Source organism: Pseudoalteromonas sp. SANK 73390, from assembly GCF_054966645.1.
In genome coordinates, this window is record NZ_ARPN01000160.1 from 1 (window position 1) to 21,502 (window position 21,502).

Sequence of the window (21,502 nt, forward strand, 5' to 3'; positions counted from 1 at the left end):
GGCTGATTACTTTGAAGTATTAAACTTGCTTAATACACATCTACGACATAGCAAAATTAATAACTTGTCACACGGTTAATCTCGCTTAATGATGTCATGCCAGATGCCGCCTTTTTGAGTCCAGAGGTTCTTAAATTGGCAAACCCCAGTTTATTTGCAATTTTAGCTATCTCTTGTGAGTTACCACCAGACATGATCAGCTCCGATATTTCAGATGTGATTTTGACTATCTCGTAAATACCCACTCGACCTTTATAGCCATCAGTACAGTGTTCACAGCCTTGTGGCGTGTAAAGACTAATATCATCAAGGTGCTCAGCTGCAAAGCCTTGTTTTAGTAATTCGTCTTTGGGTAATGTTTCAGGCGCTTTACAATGATTACATAAGCGGCGAGCGAGCCGCTGCGCAATAATTAAGTTGACCGAGCTGGCAACATTATATGCTGGTACGCCCATATTTAATAATCGAGTCAGTGTTTCTGGTGCTGAATTGGTATGTAGCGTACTCATTACAAGGTGACCAGTTTGTGCCGCTTTGATGGAAATTTCAGCTGTTTCTAAATCACGTACCTCACCGACCATGATGACATCAGGGTCTTGGCGTAAAAATGCTTTGAGCGCATTGGCGAAAGTCATATCGGCTTTGGGGTTGATCTGAACTTGGTTTATGCCTTCTAGGTTTATTTCTACCGGATCTTCTGCGGTACTGATGTTTCGCTCAGGCTTATTTAAAATATTAAGTCCGGTGTACAAAGAAACGGTTTTACCTGAGCCTGTGGGTCCGGTAACAAGGATCATCCCTTGAGGTTGATCTAGCGCATCTAAATACATTTGTTTTTGTTCGGGTTCATACCCGAGTGCATCAATGCCGATCATTGCGCTTGATGAATCTAAAATACGCATTACGATTTTTTCACCCCATATAGTCGGCATGGAGCTAACACGAAAATCAATGCTTTTACGCTCTGAAATTTTTAGCTTAATGCGGCCATCTTGAGGTTTGCGCTTTTCTGAGATATCTAGACGTGACATCACTTTAATGCGTGCAGCTAGGCGTGTTGATAAAGCGGTTGGGGGGCTTGCCATCTCATGTAGTATGCCGTCAATTCTAAAGCGTACTCGGTATTTGTGCTCGTAAGGTTCAAAGTGTAAATCTGATGCGCCTTTTTTAATCGCATCCATCAAAATCTTATTGATATACACAATGATTGGCGCGTCGTCGTTGTCTTTTTCTTTATCGTCACTTTTTTGCTGTGACTGTTCATCTTCTATATCTAGATTGCCGAATTCTTTAAACTCATCGTCACTGAGAGCTAAGCCACCAGAGGAGTCAAACAGCTGTTCGATTTTTTTCTCTAATACCTTGTGATCGACAACCACCACATCACATTGCAAACCCGTACTAAATTCAAAATTTTCAAAAGCACCATAATCTGTCGGATCTGAGGCGGCGATATAGAGTTTACGGCCTTTTTTATGTAATGGTAAAACATGATGCTTACGAATTAGCTTATCATTAATTAAACTCTCAGGTACTTGAGTAACGTCAAATTCGTTTAAGTCGAATAAGGGGATGCGAAATAAATCTAAGCACTGTTCTGCGAGCTCAGCACTGCTGATACCACTGCATAAGCAAATTAGCTCTGCTGTAGAGTGTGCGTCACGTTGCTTACTTTTAACTTGCTCTGGCGTTACACGCCCAAGCGTAATAAATTTACGCAACAATGGTGAATGGTTTTCCATAGGCCCTCAAACATATCAGCTACAGATTAATATTACTTTAACTTGTTATAAATTAACTTATGATCTCAATAAAGCCCGTACAAGTTAACCACAAGTTGAATGATTTAATGCAGTAGAAACAAAGTTTTGGTGTAATATTTCTAATTGATTATACATCTCAGTTAATGATTTATCATTATTTAGGATGGTATTTGCACGCTTTAGTTTCTCTGCGCGAGACATTTGTGCTGCAATAATTTTTTTTACTTGCTGCTGAGGTACACCGTCACGCTCAGTTGTGCGAGCTAACTGAGTATGCTCAGGTACATCAACGAGCAAAGTATGACTGCATAAAACGTCGAGTTTATTTTCAAATAGTAAGGGGGCCGATAGCACGACATATGGCCCTTTCGCGCTGTGCAGTTGTGTTATTATTTCTTCACGAATAAGTGGGTGCAGAAGTTGCTCAAGCCACTGTTTACTGTGTGAGTCTGAAAATATAATGTGGCGAAGTTTCGCTCTATCTAGCGTACCATTGGCTTGTAAGATTTCTTTACCAAACTTATCAACAATGGTGTTTAAGCCAACACTCCCCAAAGCAACTACTTGTTTGGCAATTACATCGGCATCGACAATGGTAATGCCTTTTTTGGCAAGCATATCGCTGACCGCTGTTTTACCTGCGCCAATTCCGCCTGTTAGCCCTAAAATCCAGTTGCTCATAACATAGTCACGCTAAAATTAAACCAAAATACCAGCTTTCAATAATATCGCCGAACAGTAAAGTTAACCAACCTGCAATGGCCAAATACGGGCCAAATGGAATAGGCGTACTTTTCTCTTTACCTTGCACTGCTAATTGAATACTGCCAATTATTGCGCCAACTAAACTAGATAATAACACGATGGTTAAAATAGCTTGCCAGCCAAGCAGCGCACCAAATACAGCCAGTAATTTAAAATCACCATATCCCATACCTTCTTTGCCGGTGGCTAACTTAAATAGCCAATAAACGCTCCATAGGCTTAAGTAACCAACTGCAGCGCCAATTATGGCATCGCTCGGTGGTATGGTCATATCAAAAGTACTGGCCAATAACATTAACCATAACAGTGGCAAGGTAATTTGGTCAGGTAATAGCATGTGATCAATGTCGATAAAAATAAGCGCAATTAATGCCCATGTCAGTACAAGGTATAAAGCAATTTGTGGTATTGGCCCATAATGAAAGGCAATAAATAAAGAGGCCAGAGCAGTCCCTAATTCAATCAAAGGGTAGCGCATCGCAATTGGCGTTTTACATTGACTACAGCGGCCACGTAACAAAAGCCAGCTGATAAGTGGAATGTTCTGCCAAGGCATTATTTTGGCATCACATGATGGGCAATGAGAGCTCGGCATTGCCAAATTAAACGGAGCTGTTTGTTGCAACTTTTCGTCATTACTTATTTGTGGATTAAGTAGCAGTGTACATTCGCTGCGCCATTGTTGTTGTAACATTTTGGGAATGCGATAAATCACCACATTTAAAAAACTGCCAACACACAGGCTAACTAATCCTACAACAAGCAGTAAAAACCAAGAGTGTGTTTGCATTAATTGAAATACGTTAAGCATGATAATTCTTATTATTTAAGGAGCAAGCTGGGGTTATATAACCGTCCCCAATTGGAAGATAGGTAAGTACATGGCAATAATAAGGCCACCAATTAACACCCCTAACACCGCCATAATGAGAGGCTCTAGTAAGCTTGATAACCCATCAACTAAGTCATCAACTTCTTGCTCATAAATGCTCGCCACTTTAGCGAGCATACTATCTAATGCACCAGACTCTTCACCGATGGCAACCATTTGAATGACCATATCTGGAAATACACTAGTATTTCTCATGGCCCAGTTCATCTGGTTACCTGAACTAACTTCACTTTTTATATCTAAAATAGCGTCGCGATAAATAGCATTACCAGAAGCACCTGCAGCTGAATCAAGGGCATCTATAAGCGGTACACCCGCGGCAAATGTGGTAGAGAGGGTTCTGGCATAACGTGCCACGGCGGCTTTATCGAGTATTTGCCCAACCACAGGGAGCTTTAACAGCAATCGGTCGTTAAAATTGCGCAAAGGCTTTGAGCGAAAGAGCATTTCTTTATAGGTATAACCCCCTAAAAATAGCAGGGCGAGTATTATCCACCAATACTTTTGCATGATTTCAGAAATACCAATCACCATCAGAGTAAAAGCGGGAAGCTCAGCACCAAAACCATTAAAAATCTCTTGAAATTGGGGCACCACAAAAATCAGCAAAATAGAGGTGACTATCAAAGCAATTAAAACTACCGCAATGGGGTAAAATAGTGCTTTTTTAACTTTTGATTTAAGTGCTTCAGCTTTTTCTTTATATATAGCAATACGTTCAAACACATGATCAAGCGAGCCCGATTGCTCACCCGATTGTACTAAGTCACAGTATAAGTCATCAAAATAGCGTGGGTAGGCGCGTAAAGCTTTAGATAAAGGCTGCCCTGCTCGCACTTCGTCTGCAATAGCGATAATTAACTTTTTCATGCTTTTATTGTTAATACCAGAGCCAATCATGTCTAGTACTTGAATCAATGGCACACCCGCGTTTAACATGGTGGCAATTTGGCGGGTCGTAACTGCAATATCTTTGTCGCTCACTTTGGGTGTGCGTTTTAAACCAAAGAGCGGCTTGGGTTTACGTTTCACTTTTGAGGGGGTGATCCCTTGCTTACGCAGTTGTGCTTTTACCAGTGCAACACTGTTACCTGTCATTTCCCCTTCAAGGCGTTTACCTCGTGTACTTACACCGACCCATTTAAACGTATCTAACGACTTGTCATCAGTGCTTTTTGCCATTTTGAGGTCACTTATAACTTAATTCAAAAGAAAAGCAGCTGATAAACAGCTGCCTTTTTAAAGGTGTTTTTAAGGTGTAACAGTACAATTCTGTGGTAGTAAATCAGCATCTACATTGCCAGTACAAGTCCATTTAAACGCGTTATTAGTTGTAACTGGCGTTAAGATAAAAACTTTTCCTGTTAGGGATGAAACTGCATTGTTTGCCATTGTAACTGTGATTACACCGGTATCAGCAGTAACAGCTAAACTTGCGTAGGTCCCCGTTGCTGCCAAGCTAGCGGCTGTTGGTATTGTTGCTGCGCCAGGGAATGAACCATTCACTTGGTTATATTCTGCAATTGCTGTCTTTGCGCCAGCTGATAGTGATACTGCTTCGGTAGCTTGTGCTTTCGCTACGTAGTCTTGATACGCTGGCAATGCAACTGCTGCCAAAATGCCGATGATAGCTACCACTATCATTAATTCGATAAGGGTAAAACCACCCTGTTGTTGTTTTGCCATGATGTGTCTCCTAAGGGATTATTGTCTAACCGTACAAGTGTAAGTTAGAAAGATATTAAAATCTTTATGGTTTTGAGTTAGCGTATAAGTAAGTATAGGCTGTTTTTGGGTAAAAGGCGCTATCGTTGCGCTTGATATACCTCAATAAACAGCGTTTAACTCACTAAATTAATAAATTATTAGCAACCCATGCTTTTGTCGTATTTAACGGCCTATTACCACTATTGTCAATAATTTAGTGGCAAAGGGTGTCATTAATATGAATAAATAATACTATTTTTACTTAAAGCGCATTGATAAGTCGATGCTTTGTACATGTTTGGTTAACGCACCACTTGAGATAAAGTCGACGCCTGCTTGGGCATATGTACTGAGTATCTCAAGGGTCATATTGCCAGAGACCTCAAGCTTTGCTTTACCCTGAGTTAGAGTAACGGCTTGTTTAATATCTGCCACGCTAAAGTTGTCGAGCATAATAATATCAGCACCTGCATTAAGCGCTTGTGTTAGCTCATCTAGAGTTTCAACTTCAACTTCAACGGGTTTGTCGAAGTGGTTGACTTTGGCTTGTGATACGGCTTTAGCGATACCGCCACAAGCCGCGATGTGGTTTTCTTTGATTAAAAACGCATCAAACAAACCAATGCGGTGATTTTGACCACCGCCGCATTTTACGGCGTATTTTTGCAGTGCGCGCAACCCCGGAATGGTTTTACGTGTATCTAATAGCTGAGTTTTACTCCCTGCGAGTGCTTTTACATAGTGTGCGGTGGTAGTGGCGGTGCCACTGAGTGTTTGTACAAAATTCAAAGCGGTGCGCTCAGCGGTTAAAATTGCGCGTGCAGACCCAACTGCGGTAAATAGGGTGCTGTTTGCCAAAATTGTATCGCCATCTTCTACTAAAACGTTAACGATAACATTTGGGTCTACTTGCTTGAATACTTCTAAAATCAAGTCTTTGCCGCAAAATACGCAGTCTTCACGAGTGAGCACAGATGCGTGGGCTTGCTGATCTTCAGGTATTAACTGTGCAGTAATATCTCCATCGTTTGCCGATTGGTGATTCAAATCTTCGTTAAGTGCTTGTTTTACTAATTGGCTAATGAGTTCACTGGAGATAAGTTGGCTTTGCATCGTATTGTCACTTGTGTTGGCTAATATAGGCAGAAGTTAAATTTTACTGTGTTGCGCGCGTTTACACAATCATCGCTAGTGAATTAATATTAACCTTGATAAGGTAACAGTATGATTATTAGAGGCCATTTTGTATTATGCCATTAGATTGGTTAGTAGGTGTAAATAGAAGACCTTGCACATTTTATGACGACAGACCCACAGGAGAAGAGGTTTCTCTATTGGTTATTCATAATATCTCTCTGCCTGCGGGTGAATTTGGTACGCCTTATGTAGATGGGCTGTTTTGTGGCACGTTAGATTATAATGCGCATGCGAGTTTTGTTGACTTACAGGGAGTCGAAGTTTCAGCCCATTGTTTTATAAAACGTGACGGACAAGTATTGCAATATGTACCTTTTAGTAAGCGAGCTTGGCATGCTGGCGTATCAACGTTTGCAGGACGAACGCGTTGTAATGACTTTAGCATTGGTATTGAACTCGAAGGCACGGATGATTGTGCCTATGAACAGGTGCAATATCTACAGCTTGTTGAACTGACCAAACAATTAATGACAGCGTACCCAGCTATCACCAAACAGAGAATTGTGGGTCATTGTGATATTGCACCAGGGCGTAAAACGGACCCCGGTAGCGCGTTTCAGTGGTCAAAGTTTTTTAATCAATTAGACAAATAAAGAGCAATGTTATGATCTTAATTTCAATTATTTTAGCACTTGCCATTGAGCGTCTTGCCGCACGAGGCAAATATTGGCAGATAAGTTATTATGCAAATACCTATTTAGCACGCAGCAGTACGGCTGGGCTTTTTAGGGGGGAAGTTAAGTCAGGCTTTGGTGTGATGGCTTGGTTGGTAGTCCCCAGTATTTTGGTCGCATTCGTGTATCATATAGTTGATTTGGTATTGGTGCAGTTGGTATTAAATACCTGTGTTCTACTTATTTGCTTTGGTTGTGCCCACCAGCGAGCGCGTTATAAGGGGTATTTAAACGCTTTAACTCGAGGGGATAATGAAGCTGCGACTTTGTATGCGCTACAAATGGGGCAAAAACGCACTGAGCTTGAACAAGGAGGTGAATGGTTTGGGCAAACGCTAGTTTGGGTTAACTTTCGTCATTATTGCGCAGTTATTTTTTGGTTTGTTCTCTTAGGTGCGCCGGGCGCTGTTTTGTATGCACTGACAAGGAGCCTGTTTGATGCGATAGATGAAAATTCAGAGCATCAAATGATAAACCATAGCCAACGATTTCAGACTATGCTGCATTGGTTAGAGTGGTTGCCTGCTAGGATCACCAGTTTTGGTTATTTGATCATCGGTAATTTTTCTAAAGGCACAAGTTGTTGGCTTAAGTATGTGCTTGATTTTAAAGTTTCTAACCGCTGTGTGGTGACGTCTACAGCATTAGCTGCTGAGCAGATAGAACAACAGTATATAGGATGTACATACGAAGCAACCTGCATGATGCGGTTAGTTAAACGCAATATATTGTTTTACTTAGTTTTGATAGCATTATTAACTTTGTTTGGTAATTTAGCATAGCCGTAAGTAACTTGATTGTGAGTGGGGTTACCCCACTCAATTTTTTAAATGTAGGTTAGTTTAGTAAGCTTTTTAACCAAGTCTGTTTTCTCAACCGCATAGCCGTTATAAGTTTATTATCGAGCTCAAGGGTGCGCAGGTGTTCATCGGTGACATCTATTAAGTCACATACTCCTGTCACTTTCCATAATCCTTCTTCAAGTTCTTTTGCTTTATGCAGGGCATAATGACTGACATAGCGTAGTTCATTTGCTAAGTAGTCTGTATCAGGGCGTCCAGTTTTAGAAACATGCAAATGAAACACAAATAGCATATTTTTGGTTATGGCTTTTTTCAAAAATAATGATAATGACTCTTGTGGCTCACCTTTTTCAATACAATGGCTTTTAATTGCCTTGCTTAAATCTTTTTCAGTATTATCAAAGCTCACAAATAAATTGTATTTTAAAGGTTTACTTTTTCTGCTGTGCTTTTTGACAGCCTCTGTTAATGTGTTTTCAATAAACCCTGAAGGGAAAAGCGGCTTAACATTTAAATAACCTTGCTTACCATAATGATATTGCATTAATAAATGATGAATAGGAGTTGGATAAAGTCCTATACCAACTGACCCAACTTTAAAGTGTGAAGCTTCCTTGTGAAGGTAAAAAGGAAACTGGCAAACACTTTTGGTGATCATGTTTCTAAGTGCCGTCGAAAGCCCCGGTACTCTAGGCGTTTCTTTACATGGTTGTAGTTTGTCTTTATTACTGTCGATTAATAATTTAAAAAAATCACTGGCGGTTTTAGGTGAGTCTGTAAGCTTACTTACTTTAAGGTTAATGGTTGTTTTAGTTTTACTGACTGCCATCACTTCATAACGCAGATTGCTAAGGGTGTATTGCTTGGTAATTTTTTGCAATTCAGGCAAGTCAATGTGAACAATATCGCCCTTAGTGACTGTCGATGGCTGCGCTAACTGTATTTGCAGTCCCATTACTGAAAAGTCAAGCGTATACCCTTGTACTTCAGCGGCTCCATCAACATGCAAAATGGTGGCTGTTTTATACAAGTAACGCTTGTGAGCGCGAAGATTCACATACTCTAAAGAGACAACTTCTAGTTTAGGTGGGTTGAGGGCTTTTCCTCGACCAAAAACTTTTAGCTGATTGACTAACCGCTTATCAAATGTCACTTTTTGGTAAGCTGTTCTTTGGTGCTCTGAAGAGATGTCAGTTAGCAGTATGAGGTATTTAACATTATCAATATAACTTTGTGCGCGTGGAGGAGGCCGTTTGTTTAGCTTCTCCACGTTCTTTCCCGCATTTTTTGGTAAAGAGAGTGGTATAAATGCATCTTCATGGTGGCTTGGCATTAACTGCACTTTAAAAGTTCGCCAGCTGCTTTTGTTCGCGCCGTAAGCGATAAATAAACTACGCAATTGTGCTTGTTTGGCCAATTCAAAATCAAATGCTGAATAATGGTACATTTTACCATCTTTGATGTGTGTAAAGCAGTATAGTGTCGACTCTTTGACGGCATTTGGCAGCGATAACATGGCTTCCAAACGAGCTTGGGATAAAACTTGGTATAAACAAGAGGTTTTTCTTTCGTCTTCAAAGTAATAATGAATATTGGCATTATTTTCATTAGTTAACGCAATACTTGGCAATAAGAGCTTATCTTTTTGTGTGATAAAAATGAATAATGAGTTAACCCTAGGCTGGTAATATTGCTCATATCCCTTACAAATAATTGCGTCCATTGTGTTATCGAGGTTTATTTTATAGCGGCGCTTATTACCATGAATAAAGCTATCTAAAAATTCATCAAAAGAGCTGCTGTTCTCAATAAAAGTTCTTTTTAATCTTACGTGACTAAGCTCTCTTGACAGAGGCTCAATGGCGACTACTTCGTACTGGATACCGCCTTTGAGGCCTAGTTCAAACTCTTGCTCAAGGCCTATTAGGCGAATACTCACGATTTGCCCCTGCTTAATACGCTCTTTAGCAGGCATTTTTATTTTAGCGCCACTGAGTGAAATATCAGAGGTGGTACCTCTGATAAAATGGCCTTTACCTAGTTCAATGGATATTTTGATTGAGTAGTTCATTCTCTCTTCAATACGGCTTTCGTATGAAGCAAAACGAATGAGTTGGGGGGAATCAACTTGCTCTGGCGCAATATCTTCAACTAAGCTTTCGCTGTCTTGTGCTTTTTGCATTACTCGAAAATTATTTTCGGTATGCATAACCTCTTCATAAACTGCTAAGGTGTATTTACCATGACGTGCTATTTCACGTTCAAACACTTCAATGGCTAAATCGTCCATAAAGTGTTGTTTACCATCGTATTCATAGGGTATTACTTCACCAGCAACTTGGCCGCGTAAGTCAATAAAGCGGGCAATGGGTTGCGACAAACGAGACATTTCCATTTTTAATAGGAACTTGTCGGGTTTGGAAATATCGCTCGTCATTTGATCAAAGATCTTATCGAAGTTGGGATCGCCCAACTGCGACTTTAACTCTTTGATCAGAGGTTGATATTTCTGTAGCTTATCTTCAGCCATAATGACCCATTATGTTATCTATGTTTAAGCCGTCTGGCTTATTCGTTATTATTAGTTATACCAAGACAAAACTATGACAATATTAAATCATAGTTAATTAATTCTAAACAATTCTGTTAACTTAGTCTGCTATTGCAGTATTTATATTGTGCAGAGATTGAGTTACAGATTTTAAGCAATAAGTGTGCCTAAAAATATGGTAAAAAAGAAAACAGCCTTTGTTTGTAGTGATTGTGGTGCTGAATTTGCGCGTTGGCAAGGGCAGTGCTCCGAATGCCGTGCTTGGAATACAGTGACTGAATTTCGCGTCCCTTCTGTCAAAGCGCCTCCTCGCAGTGCTGCGATGGCTGGGTATGCAGGTATGGTTGATGCCAAAGTGCAAACATTGGATGAAGTTAACCTTGAGAGTTTACCGCGCTTTAGTACGGGTTTTAAAGAGTTTGACCGTGTTCTTGGTGGCGGAGTCGTGCCCGGTAGCGCTATTTTAATTGGCGGTTCCCCAGGGGCAGGAAAAAGTACTATTTTATTACAAACTATGTGCTTGCTAGCACAAGGTATGAATACGCTATATGTGACAGGTGAAGAGTCGTTGCAGCAGGTAGCAATGCGTGCGCATCGTCTTGGTTTGCCGACCAATAAGTTACGAACTTTGGCAGAAACTAACGTTGAAACCATTTGCCAATTAGCTTTGCAAGAAAAACCCAGCATTATGGTCATCGATTCCATCCAAGTAATGCATATGAACGATGTACAGTCAGCGCCAGGTAGCGTTTCTCAAGTACGTGAAAGTGCTGCATATTTAACGCGTTTTGCAAAGCAAAACCAAGTGGCTATTTTTATGGTCGGCCATGTAACCAAAGATGGCTCTTTGGCTGGCCCAAAAGTTTTAGAGCATTGTATTGATTGTTCAATTTTATTGGAAGGGAGCTCAGATAGCCGCTTTCGTACTTTACGAGGTAATAAAAATCGCTTTGGTGCCGTGAATGAGTTAGGTGTGTTCGCGATGACAGGACAAGGGCTTAAAGAAGTCAGTAATCCCTCAGCTATTTTTTTGAACAGAGGCGAAGAGCAGACACCGGGTTCTTTGGTAATGGTTATTTGGGAAGGAACCCGGCCGCTACTCGTAGAGGTGCAAGCGCTAGTTGATTACTCGCAATTAGCTAACCCTAGAAGAGTCACCGTGGGGTTAGAGCAAAACCGTTTGGCGATGCTATTGGCGGTATTACATCGCCACGGTGGTTTGCAGGTAGCTGATCAAGATGTATTTGTTAACGTTGTGGGCGGTGTCAAAGTGTCAGAGACTAGCGCAGATTTAGCACTAATCGTGGCATTGGTATCAAGTTTTAAAAACTATGCTTTAGAGCGTCAATTAGTGGTCTTTGGTGAAGTGGGGTTAGGAGGAGAAATACGCCCAGTACCCAGTGGTCAAGAGCGCCTAAAAGAAGCAGCAAAGCATGGTTTTAAGCGAGCTATAGTGCCAAATGCTAATAAACCAAAAGACCCAATTGAAGGTATGGAAATTATTGGTGTCAATAGTTTAAGTGAAGCGCTTGAAGCACTATTTTAAGGAGCTGCTTATGCGAAATGTATTTTTGGTTGTGCTGGGAGCTGGATTAGTCGCGTATGGAATAGCTCAGCACCTAGTAAACAAAAACGTTACCACTGAGCTGGCGCAGCAATTAGCATCAATACAGCAGCAAAGCGGTATCGAAATAAGTTATGGCAGTATAGATGCGTCTATTTTGCAAGATACAGTGAGTGTGCACAATGTGGTTATTAAAGACGCACTAGCGCGTAAGGTGATAAGTATTGAGCAAGCTAGTCTGCAAGGCTATCAAAGCGATAAAATCAGTGAATTTACTCAGGTACAACTAAATGGAATACGTTTGAGTGAACAAGCCAAGCAGCAGGTATCGAATATACCAGCGCTATTACTGGATACAGACTTTGACTTTGTATCTTCAGTTGCATATGACCATAGTGTCGGTTTAAGTGAATTAAAAGCAAGTTGGGTGGCGCGTGATATTATTGCTGCGACGTTATTATTGCAGGTTAATAATACTCAAAATTTTATGACAGCGTCACAGTCGCTGCGCCAGCAGCCAGATGATTTAGTTGCACAAGGCGCATTGATGGATGCTCTACAAAATGTTGAGCCACGCATGTTGCATTTTAAGCTTGAAAACCAAGGACAGTTGCCAGCGTTACTTGAGAGATTACTGCTGGTGTCTGGGTTAAATAAATTAAATTTATATCAATTACTAGAAACACGGCTTGAGAAAATTACAATAGCACAGCGCAGTAAAAAGGCATTGCTGGGGTTTGCTAAAGGTTTGCAGCGCTTAGAAGTATCTGCACAGTTACCCAGTGGTACCCGTGCTGCTGATTTTTCTCAGCAGCTGGCGATACTCAATACTCAGCCAGAGGCATTGGCAGAGTATATCAACTTGTCTATGACTGGGCAGTAATCGTTAAAAGGTCGCAAGTGCGACCTTTTTAATTTAATGTAATATTCTTGCGCGAATAGTGCCTTCTACAGCACTGAGTTCTTTTAATGCAACTTCAGAGTGATCGCTATCGACATCTATAACCACGTAACCGATGGTGTCATCAGTTTGAAGGTATTGTGCGGCGATATTAATACCATGCTGTGCAAATGCTTGGTTAATTTGTGTGAGCACCCCAGGACGGTTGTGGTGAACATGCAGTAATCTACTGCGATTAGCAAGTTCAGGCAGTGCCACTTCGGGGAAGTTAACGGCACTTAATGTTGAACCATTGTCTGAATATTTAGCGATTTTACCAGCCACTTCAATACCGATGTTTTCTTGTGCTTCTTGAGTCGAGCCGCCAACATGTGGCGTTAAAATAACATTATCAAACTCACGTAATGGAGAAATAAACTCTTCTTCGTTAGATTTAGGTTCCACAGGAAATACATCAATGGCTGCGCCGGATAATTTTTTATCTCTTAGCGACTCTGCTAGTGCATCAATATCAACCACGGTGCCACGAGATGCGTTGATTAGTATAGCGCCTTGCTTCATTACTTCTAACTCAGCCATGCCAATAAGGTTCTTAGTTGCTGAGGTTTCAGGTACATGTAAACTCACGACATCAGAGCGCTGCAGAAGTTGTGTTAAGCTTTGGATTTGTTGGGCGTTGCCAAGCGTTAGCTTATCTTCGATATCATAGAACTCTACTTTCATACCGATATTTTCAGCCATGATCCCAAGCTGAGTTCCGATATGACCGTAACCAATGATCCCTAAAGTTTTACCACGGGCTTCGTACGAACCAATGGCAGATTTTAGCCATTGTCCACGGTGTGCCATGGCATTGCGCTGAGGAATGCCACGTAAGAGAAGCAGTATTTCACCTAATACTAGCTCTGCAACAGAGCGAGTATTAGAAAAAGGCGCATTAAATACTGCAATTCCGCGTTCACGCGCAGCTTGTAAGTTAACTTGGTTGGTGCCGATACAAAAGCAACCAATAGCAACTAGTTTTTCTGCGGCGCTAAGCACGCTTTCGGTTAAATTGCTGCGAGAGCGAATACCCACAAAGTGGGCATCTTTAATACGCTCTTTTAGCTCATTTTCAGGTAGCGATGTTTTAACGTAATCAATATTACTATAGCCATTGCGTTTTAGTGTTTCGACAGCGCTTTGGTGTACGCCCTCAAGTAGCAAGATTTTAATTTTATCTTTGGCTAACGATACCTTACTCATGATTGATTCCTATTTAACTAATTTTGGGGCCCTCTGAGGTCCCCGTAATAACAACGTCGGCTCCACGCTGTGCAAATAAACCATTGGTTACAACGCCGACAATCTGATTTATGCTTTGTTCTAACTGCTTTGGCTCATTAATCTGCAAGTTATGTACATCAAGTATCACATTACCGTTATCGGTCGTAACGCCATGTCGGTAGACCGGATCACCACCTAACTTTAATAACTCGCGCGCCACATAGCTGCGTGCCATGGGGATCACTTCAACAGGTAGAGGAAATGCGCCCAATGTTTCAACATGTTTGGTGTTATCCACAATACAAATAAATTGTTTAGCTACTGCGGCTACAATTTTTTCTCGTGTTAATGCCGCGCCACCACCTTTGATCATGTCATTACTGGCATTGATCTCGTCTGCACCATCAATGTACACGTCGAGTTGGTCAACATCGTTAAGCTCAAACACTTCTATGCCTAATGCTTGAAGCTTTTGTGTTGAGGCCTCAGAACTTGAAACAGCCCCTTTAATTTGCCCTTTGATACTGCTTAAGGCATCTATAAAGTGGTTTACGGTTGAGCCGGTTCCTACGCCAACAATGGTGTTTTCTTTAACATATTCTAATGCAGCCCAGGCTGCTGCTTTTTTCATTTCATCTTGGGTCATTACGTAATTCACTGTGTTGTCAAATTGAACACCGTGAGTATATCGTAATTGTGACCATAGAATGAGTCAGTTTGTGCTTTACCACTGATAAAATTGGCGTGGTGTAATTATCTGCTGTAATGGCACATCCCATGCTTCAGTTGGCAATAGCTCTACCTGCTGGCAGTCATGGGCAAGACCTATTAATTCAGGCTTTTGCATATGTTCGCGATAGTAGCGTGCCAAAGTTTTATCGTAGTAACCGCCACCCATCCCTAAGCGATTACCTGATTTATCAAACGCCACAAGTGGGATAAGTAGATAATCTAATTCATAAAGGGGGCAAATATGACTGCAATTTAATTTAGGTTCCAAGATAGCATAGCGATTCTGTGTCATGGGTGAATTTTCTTCATACCTTTGAAATAGCAAAGAGGTGCCATTGAAGGGATGTATTATTGGTAGGAATATGCGGTGATTTTCTTTTCTAAGTGATTGAATTAGATTGGAAGTATCAAGTTCACCATCATTGCTTAAATAGAGCCCAATTCGAGCGTTTTTTGGTGGGTTTTTATGTTGAAAAAAATTCACTTTAATTTTTTTCGCGGCTTGTTCTTGCTCCGCTTTGCTTAGGTTTTTTCTCGCATTTCTAATATTCTTGCGAATTTGTGAACGAGATAGGGGAGGAGATTGGGGTTTGCTAACCATAAATGCTCAATTATAAATTAAACCACTGTGGATATAAGATAGCCAATGCCAAGACCGTTAAGAGTACCATCAGCACGGCAGCCAATGCATATTGTAGCTTACGAGTGGGTAGCTTTTTTGTGGGCTCCAGTTCAATATCTAAATCAAACTCATCTAGCATCTCGTTTTCTTGCCATTGTTGCGCATTTTGCTCATGTTGTTCATTTGACGATGTAGGCAGGCGTTGCTCTAATTCTTCGAGTCTTTCTTCGATACGAATGAGGCTACTCGTTATATAATCTAAGGCTTCAAATACGCGCTCATCTTTTTGTTCTTGTGCGCTTGTTTTAGTCGCATCTTCTAGTGCTATTAGTTTGGCTTGGACCCCCATGCTGGCAAGCAGTTTTACCTGCTTTAAGCATTTGGTTTTATCCGCTGGGGCGAATAAAGGCTTATTGGCTAAAAAGGCACTTACTTTTTGTGGGTTAATTTTTAATTTAGTACTTAATTTTGCCACCACCTCTTCTGCCGAAGAACTTCCCTCTAATTCGACAAATGCGACACGGTATTGTTGTGACATGACTATTCCTAACGCTTTGCTAATGCTTTGAGTATACCGAATTTTTTGTATGTTGCGAATGTGTTATGAATAACAAGGGGAGGTATTTTTATGGAAACTAGGCCAGCTGTTAACTGGCCTATAATTGATACTGAATTATTGCTCTCGAGCAATAGCGCGATAAGCAATATCTGTACGGAACTCGACACCATCCCAATGGATGTCTTTTATCAGTGAGTATGCACGCTTTTGGGCTTCGGTCACCGTGTGGCCTAGCGCTGTTGCGCACAGTACACGACCACCAGCGGTCACCACATCTGCACCATTTTGCTTGGTACCTGCATGAAATACCTTTTCGCCTTCTGGATAGCTTACTTGAAGGCCTTTGATTGCATCACCTTTAGGATATGCACTGGGGTAGCCTTTGGCTGCGAGAACAACTCCTACAGCTGCACGCGGGTCAAACTTGATATCAAATTTGTCTAGCTCTTCACGATTAGCAGCTTCGATTAATTCAACTAAATCAGACTGTAAGCGCAGCATAATAGGTTGTGTTTCAGGGTCACCAAAACGACAGTTATATTCAATCACTTTAGGCGTGCCGTCTGCTGCGATCATCAGCCCAGCGTATAAGAATCCCGTATAAGGATTGCCTTCGCTTGCCATACCTTCAACAGTCGGTGTGATCACTTCATCCATAATACGCTGGTGGATCTCAGGTGTCACCACGGGTGCCGGAGAGTAAGCCCCCATACCACCAGTGTTTGGACCTGCATCACCATTGTAAGCACGTTTATGATCTTGGCTGGTAGCAAATGGTAAAACGTTTTTACCATCAACCATGACGATAAAGGAAGCTTCTTCGCCTTCTAAGAACTCTTCAATAACCACACGACTGCCAGCATCACCAAATGCATTGCCTGCAAGCATGTCGCGAATGGCGTCTTGTGCTTGCGCTTCAGTCATTGCAACTATTACGCCTTTGCCAGCTGCTAAGCCATCGGCTTTAACCACGATAGGCGCGCCTTGCTGTTTCAAGTAAGCCAATGCAGGTTCGACTTGTTCAAACGTTTGGTAGTTTGCAGTTGGAATAGCATGGCGAGCTAAAAAGTCTTTGGTAAAAGATTTTGAGCCTTCTAGCTGTGCTGCTGCGGCCGTTGGGCCAAAGATAGCTAAGCCTTCTTCACGAAAGCGGTCTACCACGCCAATCACTAAGGGTGCTTCTGGGCCTACAATGGTAAGCTCAACACGGTTTTCTTTAGCAAAGTTTATCAGAGTGTCTAAGTCTTCAACACCAATGTCAACATTAGTGAGTTTAGGCTCTAAGGCTGTGCCTGCATTACCAGGGGCAACATAAACTGTTTTGACTGACGGGTTTTGAGCGGCTTTGAACGCAAGTGCGTGTTCGCGGCCACCGCTGCCAATGACGAGTACATTCATGGCGAAATTTTCCTATTTAAAGCTTTTTAAATTTTAGAGTCATGCGATCACTTTCCCCAATAGCTTTATATTTTGCAGCTTGTTCTTCACCCAGTGCTAAACGTGGAGGAAGAGTCCACACACCTTTAGGGTGATCTGCGCTATCGTTAGGGTTGGCGTTTATATCGCTTTGAGCTACTAATTCGAATCCGGCTTGTTTGGCTATATCAACCACATAGCTTTGCTTCATGTAGCCTGAACGTTTCTGATCAGCGCTATCGCGCGACTCAGGTAAACGGTGTTCAACCACACCCAAAATACCACCTGGTTTTAAGGCTTTATTAAATGCTTTAAACGCACTTAACACGCCTTGGTGATCTTTTTGCATGTACCAGTTATGCACGTTACGAAACGTCAGTACCATGTCAGCGCTGCTTGCTGGTGCAATATCTAAATGAGAGATAGGAGAAAACTCGGTTATTTTCACTTCGTTAAATCGCTCATCACTGGCTACTTTTTCTTTAAAACCAGAGAGTGAGCGCTGGTAATAGCGAACCTTAGAGTCAGCAGGGAAGTGTGCAGCATAGAAAGTACCTTGACCCTTAAGTGCAGGAGCCAAAAATCTCTGAGTACCAACCACCACCTGGGGCAATTTCAACAACCGTCATATTACTTTGCAAACCGAAAAACGCTAACGTTTCAACTGGATTGCGATATTGGTCACGGGTTTGATTTGCTGTTGAGCGTTCAGTACTTTGTGCTGCGCTAATTAGCGTGCTTGCGGTATTGTCGCTGTTATTTAGTGTGCTATCGTTTGCGTTACAGCCTACGAGTGCAGTCGTTACAGCAGCTGCAAGAAGTGTTTTTAAACCAAATTTCATTTTTTGTTCCTTCACTTTTGTGATTGTGTTTTAAGCACAATACTCGAATTTAGTGCAAACAAAAAGCGCGAAACGTTAAACGGTTCGCGCAATGGTTTTTAATGTCTAAAGTGACGCATGCCGGTAAAGACCATTGCCATGCCGGCTTCGTTAGCCGCAGCGATGACTTCTTCATCACGCATTGAGCCACCAGGCTGGATAACGGCTGTGATCCCAGCTTCTGCAGCAGCATCAATACCATCACGGAATGGGAAGAATGCGTCAGATGCCATCACTGAACCTTTTACTTCAAGGTTTTCGTCAGCAGCTTTAATGCCTGCTATTTTAGCAGAGTAGACGCGGCTCATTTGCCCAGCACCAACACCAATCGTCATTGAGTCTCGAGCGTAAACAATGGCATTTGATTTAACAAACTTAGCTACTTTCCAGCAGAATAATAAGTCTTTTAGCTCTTGCTCTGTTGGTTGGCGCTTAGATACGACGGTTAAGTCATCTAGTGTGACCATACCTTGGTCTCTGTCTTGTACCAAAATACCGCCATTTACGCGTTTAATATCAGAGTGTGTTGTTTTCGCACCCCATTGACCACACGCTAAGACGCGAACGTTTTTCTTTGCTGCAACAATTTGTGCTGCGGCATCTGAAATACTTGGTGCAATGATCACTTCAACAAACTGGCGTGCCACAATGGCTTCTGCCGTGTCTGCATCTAATTCACGGTTAAACGCTATGATGCCGCCAAAGGCAGAGGTGGGATCAGTTTTAAACGCTCTGTCGTATGCCGCTAGGATGTTTTCATCAACTGCTACGCCACATGGGTTGGCATGCTTTACAATAACACAAGCGGGCGCATCGAATTCTTTAACACATTCAAGTGCAGCGTCAGTATCTGCAATATTATTAAATGACAATGCTTTACCTTGTAGCTGCTTTGCAGTAGCTACAGAGGCTTCTTGTAGGTCACTTTCAACATAAAACGCAGCATCTTGGTGAGAGTTCTCGCCATAGCGCATATCTTGTTTTTTAGTGAATTGCATATTGATTGTGCGAGGGAATTTAGTATCAATAGCACCCGCTTCGGTATGATCAGGCACCATGTTGCCGAAGTAATTCGCTATCATGCCATCATACTGAGCTGTGTGCTCATACGCTGCAATTGCTAAATCAAAACGCGTATTGTAAGTGGTTGAACCATTGTTTTCTTTTAGCTCAGCAATAACGCGGTCATAGTCATGCGCATTGACGACAATGGTGACGTCTTTATGGTTTTTAGCTGCTGCACGAACCATGGTTGGGCCACCAATATCAATGTTTTCAATCGCATCTTCAAGGCTACAGTCAGCTTTTGCAACAGTTTGTGCAAAGGGGTATAAGTTAACTACAACCATGTCGATAGCACTGATGTCATTATCAGCCATAACCGATTCGTCTTGGCCACGGCGTGCTAAAATGCCACCATGCACTTTGGGGTGCAGCGTTTTTACACGACCATCCATAATTTCAGGGTGACCTGTATAGTCAGATACTTCCGTGGCAGTAATGCCGTTCTGTGTTAATAGTTTAAATGTACCGCCAGTAGAAAGAATTTCTACGCCATATGTGTTTAGAGCACGGGCAAGTTCAACGATACCGGTTTTATCTGACACGCTTAATAATGCGCGACGAATTGGACGATGTATATCCATGATGGTTTAGGTTTCCTCAATGATAAGTTAAGGGCTAGCTTAGAAGGGCGCTATTTTAGCTTAATTTACGTAAGAAAACGATCATAAACCGTATTGTGAAATTGAGAATTCTTTAATTTATAGTGTGCGCAAGATGTTAGCTTGAATGCAAATTGAGAGATAAAGGGGCAGAGATATAAAAAAGCACCCTAAGGTGCTTTTTCAAAACGTTATAAACTAAATCTACAGATTAGTTCATACCATATTTTTTAAGCTTCTTACGTAGCGTACCACGATTGATACCAAGTAAGATCGCAGCGCGAGTTTGGTTACCGCGAGTATACGTCATTACTTCCTCAAGCAATGGCGCTTCTAGCTCTGAAAGAACAAGATCGTAAACGTCTTGTACGTCTTGACCGTTAAGTTGCTTTAAATAGTGATGAACAGCTTTTTTTACTGCATCGCGTAAAGGTTGCGGTTTCTCTTGTGACTGAACATGAGCGTTAGTAATAAATGGAGAAGTCACATTTTGTTCAAACATCATTATGTCTCTTTCTTTCTTAGTTAGCTGCTAGTGTTTCAAAGTATTGTTCTAATGCATCGATTTGCTCATTGGGCATCTCAAGAACATTAAATACTCGCCTAAACTGACCTGCTTGGTCATGGGCCTGCAAATACCATGATACATGCTTGCGTGCGATACGCGCTCCCATTGGCTCACCGTAAAACTGATGAAGATTGGTTAAATGCTCCATCAAAATACTACGTACCTCAGATATCTCTGGTGTAGGTAGTTGTTTTCCAGTTTGCAAAAAGTGGTCTATCTCCCTAAATATCCAAGGGCGACCTTGGGCGGCTCGACCAATCATGATGGCATCTGCGCCCGTATAATCTAATACCTGTTTAGCCTTTTGCGCAGATGTAATATCTCCATTGGCGACGACAGGTATGGTCACTGAACGTTTGATATCCTTTATCGTGGCATATTCAGCTTCACCTTTGTACATACACGCTTTAGTGCGACCATGTACAGCTAGGGAGGCTATGCCATTTTGTTCAGCAATTTTAGCAATCTCAACGCCGTTGCGGTTTTGTGTATCCCAACCCGTACGGATTTTTAGTGTCACAGGTACTTCGACAGCGTTAACCACTGCTTGAACTATCTGCTCAACTAACTCGGGATACTGCAACAGTGCAGAGCCTGCTAGTTTCTTATTCACTTTCTTTGCAGGGCAGCCCATATTGATATCTATGATCTGCGCCCCATTTGCTACATTGAACTGTGCTGCTTGTGCCATTAAAGCTGGGTCGGCACCTGCAATTTGTACAGAGCGAATGCCAGATTCACCGCTATGATCCATTCGGTTCATCGACTTATCTGTTTTCCATACTTTTGGATTTGACGACATCATTTCTGATACGGCTAAACCTGCGCCTAATCGACGGCATAGTTGTCGAAAAGGTCTATCAGTGATCCCAGCCATTGGGGCCACAATAATGTTGTTATCTAGTTGGTATGGACCAATACGCACTGTTGTTCAATCTGCCTCTTTTCAAGGGGCGCTAAGTTTACGGTTTTTTTCG

Annotated in this window: 19 protein-coding genes and 1 pseudogene; 4 read left to right on the top strand and 16 right to left on the bottom strand. The window is 41.8% G+C overall.

The window, feature by feature from the left end; genetic code table 11:
- Window positions 1–56: 56 nt before the first annotated feature.
- The 6 genes from pilB to nadC form a co-directional block, all read right to left on the bottom strand.
- Window positions 57–1,742, bottom strand: a complete 1,686-nt coding sequence (gene pilB / locus SANK73390_RS18830) for a type IV-A pilus assembly ATPase PilB (RefSeq protein ID WP_462767913.1) — start codon at window positions 1,740–1,742, stop codon at window positions 57–59.
- Window positions 1,743–1,826: 84 nt separating this feature from the next.
- Window positions 1,827–2,444, bottom strand: a complete 618-nt coding sequence (gene coaE / locus SANK73390_RS18835) for a dephospho-CoA kinase (RefSeq protein ID WP_462767914.1) — start codon at window positions 2,442–2,444, stop codon at window positions 1,827–1,829.
- Window positions 2,445–2,451: 7 nt separating this feature from the next.
- A complete protein-coding gene (locus SANK73390_RS18840; protein ID WP_462767915.1) occupies window positions 2,452–3,339 on the bottom strand; it encodes a prepilin peptidase in 888 nt (295 codons plus the stop codon).
- A 33-nt stretch (window positions 3,340–3,372) separates the two neighbouring features.
- On the bottom strand, window positions 3,373–4,602 hold the full coding sequence (locus SANK73390_RS18845; protein ID WP_462767916.1) for a type II secretion system F family protein: 1,230 nt from the start codon (window positions 4,600–4,602) through the stop codon (window positions 3,373–3,375).
- Window positions 4,603–4,671: 69 nt separating this feature from the next.
- Window positions 4,672–5,106, bottom strand: a complete 435-nt coding sequence (locus tag SANK73390_RS18850) for a pilin (protein WP_462767917.1) — start codon at window positions 5,104–5,106, stop codon at window positions 4,672–4,674.
- Window positions 5,107–5,385: 279 nt separating this feature from the next.
- Window positions 5,386–6,240: a carboxylating nicotinate-nucleotide diphosphorylase gene (nadC, locus tag SANK73390_RS18855; protein ID WP_462767918.1), complete on the bottom strand. Its 855-nt coding sequence runs from the start codon at window positions 6,238–6,240 to the stop codon at window positions 5,386–5,388.
- 137 nt (window positions 6,241–6,377) lie between these two features.
- Here nadC and ampD point away from each other — a divergent pair, with 137 nt between their 5' ends.
- A complete protein-coding gene (ampD, locus tag SANK73390_RS18860; protein WP_462767919.1) occupies window positions 6,378–6,917 on the top strand; it encodes a 1,6-anhydro-N-acetylmuramyl-L-alanine amidase AmpD in 540 nt (179 codons plus the stop codon).
- 11 nt (window positions 6,918–6,928) lie between these two features.
- A complete protein-coding gene (gene ampE / locus SANK73390_RS18865) occupies window positions 6,929–7,780 on the top strand; it encodes a beta-lactamase regulator AmpE (RefSeq protein ID WP_462767920.1) in 852 nt (283 codons plus the stop codon).
- 55 nt (window positions 7,781–7,835) lie between these two features.
- Here the strand turns inward: ampE and SANK73390_RS18870 are convergent, their stop codons facing one another.
- A complete protein-coding gene (locus tag SANK73390_RS18870; RefSeq protein WP_462767921.1) occupies window positions 7,836–10,331 on the bottom strand; it encodes a PilZ domain-containing protein in 2,496 nt (831 codons plus the stop codon).
- A 196-nt stretch (window positions 10,332–10,527) separates the two neighbouring features.
- Between SANK73390_RS18870 and radA the strand changes: the two genes are divergently transcribed.
- The gene (gene radA, locus SANK73390_RS18875; RefSeq protein ID WP_261592168.1) at window positions 10,528–11,898 is read left to right on the top strand and encodes a DNA repair protein RadA; all 1,371 of its coding nucleotides are present in this window, start codon (window positions 10,528–10,530) and stop codon (window positions 11,896–11,898) included.
- Between the two features lie 10 nt (window positions 11,899–11,908).
- A complete protein-coding gene (locus SANK73390_RS18880) occupies window positions 11,909–12,799 on the top strand; it encodes a hypothetical protein (protein ID WP_462767922.1) in 891 nt (296 codons plus the stop codon).
- 33 nt (window positions 12,800–12,832) lie between these two features.
- Here the strand turns inward: SANK73390_RS18880 and serA are convergent, their stop codons facing one another.
- The 9 genes and pseudogenes from serA to dusB all read right to left on the bottom strand — a co-directional run bounded on the left by serA (window position 12,833) and on the right by dusB (window position 21,450).
- Window positions 12,833–14,062 carry a phosphoglycerate dehydrogenase gene (gene serA, locus SANK73390_RS18885; RefSeq protein WP_261591950.1) on the bottom strand — a complete coding sequence of 410 codons (1,230 nt, stop codon included), beginning with the start codon at window positions 14,060–14,062 and terminating at the stop codon, window positions 12,833–12,835.
- A gap of 13 nt (window positions 14,063–14,075) precedes the next feature.
- Window positions 14,076–14,729, bottom strand: coding sequence for a ribose-5-phosphate isomerase RpiA (gene rpiA, locus SANK73390_RS18890; RefSeq protein WP_462767923.1), 654 nt, complete (start codon window positions 14,727–14,729; stop codon window positions 14,076–14,078).
- Window positions 14,730–14,807: 78 nt separating this feature from the next.
- Entirely contained in the window at window positions 14,808–15,416 is a 609-nt protein-coding gene (locus tag SANK73390_RS18895) for a 5-formyltetrahydrofolate cyclo-ligase (RefSeq protein ID WP_462767924.1), read from the bottom strand.
- 10 nt (window positions 15,417–15,426) lie between these two features.
- Window positions 15,427–15,975, bottom strand: coding sequence for a hypothetical protein (locus SANK73390_RS18900; protein WP_462767925.1), 549 nt, complete (start codon window positions 15,973–15,975; stop codon window positions 15,427–15,429).
- Window positions 15,976–16,110: 135 nt separating this feature from the next.
- A complete protein-coding gene (gene purD, locus SANK73390_RS18905; RefSeq protein ID WP_462767926.1) occupies window positions 16,111–17,394 on the bottom strand; it encodes a phosphoribosylamine--glycine ligase in 1,284 nt (427 codons plus the stop codon).
- Between the two features lie 16 nt (window positions 17,395–17,410).
- Window positions 17,411–18,254, bottom strand: a pseudogene (locus tag SANK73390_RS18910) (class I SAM-dependent methyltransferase).
- A gap of 98 nt (window positions 18,255–18,352) precedes the next feature.
- Entirely contained in the window at window positions 18,353–19,939 is a 1,587-nt protein-coding gene (purH, locus tag SANK73390_RS18915) for a bifunctional phosphoribosylaminoimidazolecarboxamide formyltransferase/IMP cyclohydrolase (protein ID WP_462767927.1), read from the bottom strand.
- A 229-nt stretch (window positions 19,940–20,168) separates the two neighbouring features.
- Window positions 20,169–20,459 (bottom strand): DNA-binding transcriptional regulator Fis, encoded by a 291-nt coding sequence (gene fis / locus SANK73390_RS18920; protein WP_005491017.1) that lies wholly within the window; start codon window positions 20,457–20,459, stop codon window positions 20,169–20,171.
- A 19-nt stretch (window positions 20,460–20,478) separates the two neighbouring features.
- Window positions 20,479–21,450, bottom strand: coding sequence for a tRNA dihydrouridine synthase DusB (gene dusB / locus SANK73390_RS18925; protein ID WP_261626225.1), 972 nt, complete (start codon window positions 21,448–21,450; stop codon window positions 20,479–20,481).
- Between the last annotated feature and the right edge of the window lie 52 nt (window positions 21,451–21,502).